This is a genomic window from Acidiphilium sp. MT5, assembly GCF_054767495.1.
In genome coordinates this window covers 1-5,155 of sequence record NZ_BAABMR010000031.1, presented here as the reverse complement: position 1 = coordinate 5,155, position 5,155 = coordinate 1, and the positions used below count along the sequence as shown (strand labels likewise).

The 5,155-nt window shown below is 59.1% G+C and carries 7 protein-coding genes; 2 read left to right on the top strand and 5 right to left on the bottom strand.

All coding sequences use genetic code 11. The features are described 5' to 3' along the window. The first annotated feature begins 421 nt into the window (after positions 1-421). Both ACYUCQ_RS16095 and ACYUCQ_RS16090 read left to right on the top strand, forming a co-directional pair. The gene (locus ACYUCQ_RS16095; protein WP_460255571.1) at positions 422-1,516 is read left to right on the top strand and encodes an exo-alpha-sialidase; all 1,095 of its coding nucleotides are present in this window, start codon (positions 422-424) and stop codon (positions 1,514-1,516) included. Then, complete coding sequence (locus tag ACYUCQ_RS16090) at positions 1,513-1,797, top strand: MoaD/ThiS family protein (RefSeq protein ID WP_460255570.1); 285 nt, start codon at positions 1,513-1,515, stop codon at positions 1,795-1,797. The genes ACYUCQ_RS16095 and ACYUCQ_RS16090 overlap by 4 nt, the downstream gene beginning before the upstream one ends. A gap of 10 nt (positions 1,798-1,807) precedes the next feature. Here ACYUCQ_RS16090 and ACYUCQ_RS16085 read toward each other — a convergent pair whose 3' ends face one another. From ACYUCQ_RS16085 to ACYUCQ_RS16065, 5 genes are all read right to left on the bottom strand, one after another. Next, a complete protein-coding gene (locus tag ACYUCQ_RS16085; protein WP_460255569.1) occupies positions 1,808-2,974 on the bottom strand; it encodes a trans-sulfuration enzyme family protein in 1,167 nt (388 codons plus the stop codon). Positions 2,975-3,516: 542 nt separating this feature from the next. Further along, positions 3,517-3,729, bottom strand: a complete 213-nt coding sequence (locus ACYUCQ_RS16080; protein ID WP_460255568.1) for a site-specific integrase — start codon at positions 3,727-3,729, stop codon at positions 3,517-3,519. Beyond that, entirely contained in the window at positions 3,668-4,483 is an 816-nt protein-coding gene (locus ACYUCQ_RS16075; RefSeq protein ID WP_460255567.1) for a tyrosine-type recombinase/integrase, read from the bottom strand. The genes ACYUCQ_RS16080 and ACYUCQ_RS16075 overlap by 62 nt, the downstream gene beginning before the upstream one ends. Then, entirely contained in the window at positions 4,480-4,782 is a 303-nt protein-coding gene (locus ACYUCQ_RS16070; protein ID WP_460255566.1) for a hypothetical protein, read from the bottom strand. Before ACYUCQ_RS16070 ends, ACYUCQ_RS16075 begins: the two co-directional genes overlap by 4 nt. 168 nt (positions 4,783-4,950) lie before the next feature. Continuing rightward, positions 4,951-5,155: transposase domain-containing protein (locus tag ACYUCQ_RS16065; RefSeq protein ID WP_460255565.1), on the bottom strand; the 205-nt coding region annotated here is incomplete at its 5' end.

Below are 5,155 nucleotides of genomic sequence, written 5' to 3'. Positions count from 1 at the left end.
AACCAATAGAGAATCATAACCAACTGAAATCACTCACCTTAATTTTCGGTCAGACACTGAGATGTCGGCGCGATATCACTGCGTGTGGGAGTGGGAGCACACCCCCTGGGAGATGCAACAACATGCGGCTGTCGCTATGGGAAGCGTCATTGGTGGCGCTGCGGGTGGAGCAGCGTCCGCCTTGGCCGAGAACGAGAATACTCCGCCAAAAATTAGACCGTGGTTCAAGGCCTGTATGGCTCGCCAAGGTTGGGACGGAGATGGAACCTGATTATGCTTCGCCCGCCACGCAAGCAGGCAGAACCACTTAACATCAACTACTAATTTCGGGGCATTCGAACGTTCGTTTTGCTTTTTCGCGGCCCGATGAAAGTTGATATCAGCCGATTAATCCAATATGCCTATGCGAAATTATTTCGGAATGGCCAGCAACATGCCGCATTTGCTCTGCCTGCTGATTGGAACCCGTAAGGGGGCCTTCATCGCCCAATCCGACGCTGCCCGGCAGAGCTGGACATTGCGTGGTCCGTTCTGCGATGCTTGGCCAATCAATCACGTCATTGGCGATGCTAAAACCGGCATCATTTACGCGGGCGGTGGCAATCCCTGGTTCGGCCCCGCTGTTTGGCAGTCGCCCGATTGCGGCGCGAGCTGGACCCATTCGAGCGCTGGCCTGCAAAATCAAGCCGGGGATGACCCGGTTACCGCCGTTTGGAGTTTGGCCCAAGGCGTTGATGGGCTCTATGTCGGCGTTGAACCTGCGGGCCTGTTTCGTAGCGCGAATGCTGGCCACACATTTGCGCCAATTTCAGGTTTGCAAGCACATCCTTCGCGCCCGCACTGGAATCCCGGCGCTGGCGGATTGATCCTGCACTCCATTGTGCCGCACCCTTCCAACGCTCAGGAAATCTGGGTCGCTATTTCAGCCGCGGGCGTCTTTTACACCGATGATGGTGGCCAAAGCTGGCACGCCCGCAATCGTGGCACCCGCGCCGATTATATGCCAGAAGACCAGCGCTACCCTGAATTCGGCCAATGCGTGCATTCGCTGGTCATGGCCAGCAACATGCCTGAGCGCCTCTACCAACAAAACCATTGTGGCATGTATCGCAGCGAGGATGGCGGGGTGCATTGGCACAGTATCGAGGCGGGGTTGCCCTCCAGCTTCGGTTTTCCTGCCGCAGCACATCCGCGCGATCCTGCAACGCTCTATTTATTTCCGCTCAACGGCGATACGCTGGGCCGCTATGTGCCCAATGGCCAAGCTGCTGTTTGGCACACGACTGATGCTGGCGCGCACTGGCAGGCACTGCGCAACGGCCTGCCTGCCGGGCCTGCCTATTTCGGCGTGCTGCGCCAAGCTCTGACCACCGACCCACTGACCCCCGCCGGAATTTATTTCGGCACCAACACCGGCGCGCTCTATGGTAGTGCGGATGAAGGTGAGCACTGGCATTGCATTGCTCAACATCTCCCGACGATTACCTCGGTCGAAACTATGGTGATGTCGGCGTGAGCGCTACGCCGGTTCCCGAGGTTCATATTTGCTTGCCTGCAGCCTTGCTTCAGCTCTTTCCGAACTGCCCGAAAACCACAAATCTCATGGCGGCCACGGTGTCTGCCGCTATTGATGCCTTGAATACGCGCTGGCCTGGTTTGCGCGATCGCCTCTGCGATGAACGGCCCGCACCCCGGCGCCATATTAAAATTTTTGTCGACGGCAAACCCGCGAGCCTCACCACGCCGCTCCATCCCAACGCCGAAATCGTTATTCTTACCGCCATCAGCGGCGGTTAATTTTGCACCTTCATCCGTGAGCGCGCCGCAAAGCTTGGTCCAAATCGGCGAACAGATCCTCTTCGTGCTCAATGCCAACCGACAGCCGAAGCAAATCGGTGGGGCAGGGGGTTCCGCTCCCTTCTATTGAGGCGCGATGCTCGATCAAGCTTTCCACGCCGCCCAACGAGGTGGCGCGATGCCAAAGCCGGGTTACTGACGCTGTGGCAATGGCGGCGGCTTCACCGCCAACGACGCGGATCGACAACATCGAGCCGAAACCGCGCTGCATTTGCCGTCGCGCAATCGCGTGGCCAGGATGCTGAGGCAGCCCCGGATACAGCACGGCGCTGACTGCCGGGTGCACCGCGAGGCGTTCGGCGAGGCTTTGAGCGGAACGCGCTTGTGCTGCTGCGCGTAAAAACAGCGTGCGCATCCCGCGCATCAACAAAAATGCCTCGAATGGGCCTAAAATAGCGCCGCCCAATTTGCGCTGAGCGATAATGCGCTGCCAATAGTGATCATCACGGGCGCCAACGAGCGCGCCGGCCACCACATCCGAGTGACCATTTAAGATTTTGGTCGCGGCATGCATCACCAAATCGGCCCCCAGCGCGATGGGCTGGGTATGGAACGGCGAAGCGACGGTGCTATCAACCGCGAGCAACGCGCCGGCCTGATGCGCGATCTCGGCCACGGCGGCGATATCAGTGATCGTCCAGAGCGGATTGCCGGGTGTTTCAATCCAAACCAGGCGCGTCTTGCCGGGCCGGATCGCGGCTTTGACCGCATCGAGATCATCCATCGCCACGAAATCGACCGCGATGCCGCGCCGGGGCAATTCGGTGGCGAGCCAATGGCGCAGCGCCCAATACATGACGGTCGGCGCCAGCACATGATCGCCATGATCGAGCGCAGAGAATGCAGCAACGGCGGCGGCCATGCCTGAGCCGAACAGCAACGCGCCAGCGGGTGCGTCTTCCAGCATCGCGAGCACGGCTTCAGCGGCCCGCACCGTCGCGTTGTCAGGTCGGCCATAGACGAAGCCCGACGAATATTGATTATCGGCATCGCGAATGAAGGTGGTGGCAACATGGATCGGCGCGATCACCGCCCGGGTGATCGGGTCGATCGTGCCCATGGCTTGCGCCGCGCGCGTTTGCGGATGATCGGAATGGGCTGGATTGGTCGGGTTCATGGAGGCCTCAATGTCGGATTATTGATCAGTGCGGTGAACCGCGCGGCCCGTCAAGCAAGCGTGTTCGATGCGGATATAAGTTGCCAAAGAGTGCCATTTCGGAATACGAAGCTGAGTGAGCGACTAAATCTAATTAGCCGATGTAGGGAAAATATCGCACTACTCAGAGGCAGCGTGATAAATCCGTTGCACCGTTATTTCGTGAATTGTGTTGTGAGCTTGTTCAATATGTTTTGCAACAAAAATTACCTAAATTAGAGCGCTCAGGCGACAAAATTTATGCAAACTGTTGCAAACTTCCACCGCAAAATTCATGTTGACGCGTATGATCCAATGATCGCGCTGCCATAGCTGCTTGGGGTAAGGAAACTTAGTTACGCGGAACACTTAAGTCGAATGTCCGCTATTCAAAGCCCTGATCCAGAACCGGGCATTTTGCTTTCCACCCATGGCCGACTTGCTGGTGCGTATTTCACCAATGCCGCACCGCACTAAAATCCAGGTTTAAAGCGGAACGTTCCGGTGCATAAATCCGCTGTAGATCAAACCCTGATTCGCTCGACTTCGTCGAGGCTGATGTCATCCCGCCGGCGATCATAGAGCTGCGTCGTTCGGGTGCTCGCATGGTTGGCCATGGTTGCTGCGTTTTCTAGCGTGCCGCCATTTTTAAGGTATGCCGTGATTCCCGTCGCCCTAAAGCTGTGGTTTCCCACTTTGGTTTTGATCCCGGCCGCCGCGGCGCGCCGGCGGACCATCGCATGGGCATTGGCCTGGGGCAGCGGAGTCGCAGTGAGCCGCCCGGTGGCCGCGGCCGATTGTCGGAAACAGCGGCCCCTTCGGATCCTCGCGTAGGCCGGCACCGTCGAGATAGGCGGCCAGCCAAGCCTCAAGATTGTGGTGGCAGGGCATCTCGTGCCGCTTACCGCCCTTCTCATGCAGACGCACCCAGAGCCGCCGGTGCTGCACGAACACGTCCTCGATCTTCATGCCGAGGGCGGCTCCCACCCGGACGAAGGAATAGACCATCAGCCCGATCAGCGCCCGGTCGCGCAGCCCGATCGGCGTGGCGACGTCGATCTCGTCCAGCAGAGCGCGCGCCTCCTCCGGCTCGAGCACAGGCGTCCGGCCGGATTTCACAATGTGGCTGGGACCGCGCACCGAGGCGGCCGGATTCACCGGCACCACCTGGCCGGTGACTAGCCAGTCGAACAGGTGCCGCGCCGCCGCCAAGCGCTGTTTCGCGGTGGGGCCGGCCCGCTCGCGCGCCTGCAGCTCGACCCAAGCGGCCACATGCAGCGGCCGCACCTCAACAATCGACTTCACTCCGGCATCCGCGCACCAGGTCAAAAAATCCGTAACCGCACGCCCATAGGCTCGCCGCGTGTGCGGGCTGCGGATGGCTGATGCAAAAAATTCCAGGAATCGACTGCCAGCACGATCGCCGGCAGCTACGATAATCGCCGGTAGCACCACTGGCTTCAAGTCGGTAAAGGTAAGAAAGTTGATCACCCCTTGCGTACCCGTATCGTGGTCGCCTTCTTCACGTTCTTTTTCACCGCTTTCTTTTTGGTCTTGATGGTCGAGCTAAGTTCGAGTTCTCGCCTTTGGCCAGGCGAAAGTTTGCGGGTGCATTCATATTCCAACGTTGTCGGCACTCCTTCCCCCTGCTCGTTGGCTGCGTAGCTCTCTCTATGTCCTCGATTGAAACCTTTCCGGAACCATGTCTCCGCTAGGTCACCTATCTTCTCGCGAAGGAATTGCCTCAGCCCCTTTCCCGGGCGAGGGCCGTCGTCCGCAAGATGCTTCATGATTTCGGTGATCGTGTTGTTAAGAGACTCCGAAGCCCCTCTTCCCCCATCGTTAGCCATCTGTCTTCCCCTCCCTTAGGTGGCTCTCGCCAGGACTCTACGTATCCATCCGGTGAGGACCGCAGCCTGATAGCGGCGCGGCGTTTACGGATCTCTGGAGTGGGGTTATCAGGCGGCGTGTGCGACTGGGTTGTGGTTTTGCGGCGCGATCCAGTTCCAGGGCATCAGTTCCTCGATCCGGTGGACCGGATGGCTGGCGATGCGCGCGAGGATGTCGGCGAGCCAAGCCTGCGGATCGACATTGTTCATCTTTGCCGTCGTGATCAGGCTGTACATCATGGCCGCCCTCTCTCCACCGCGGTCGGAACCCGCG

Excerpts from the sequence above, each read along its gene's own strand:
- ACYUCQ_RS16085 (WP_460255569.1), bottom strand. The coding sequence starts at position 2,974 with ATGAACCCGACCAATCCAGCCCATTCCGATCATCCGCAAACGCGCGCG.
- ACYUCQ_RS16070 (WP_460255566.1), bottom strand. The coding sequence starts at position 4,782 with ATGAAGCATCTTGCGGACGACGGCCCTCGCCCGGGAAAGGGGCTGAGG.
- ACYUCQ_RS16080 (WP_460255568.1), bottom strand. The coding sequence starts at position 3,729 with ATGGTCCGCCGGCGCGCCGCGGCGGCCGGGATCAAAACCAAAGTGGGA.
- ACYUCQ_RS16095 (WP_460255571.1), top strand. The coding sequence starts at position 422 with ATGGCCAGCAACATGCCGCATTTGCTCTGCCTGCTGATTGGAACCCGT.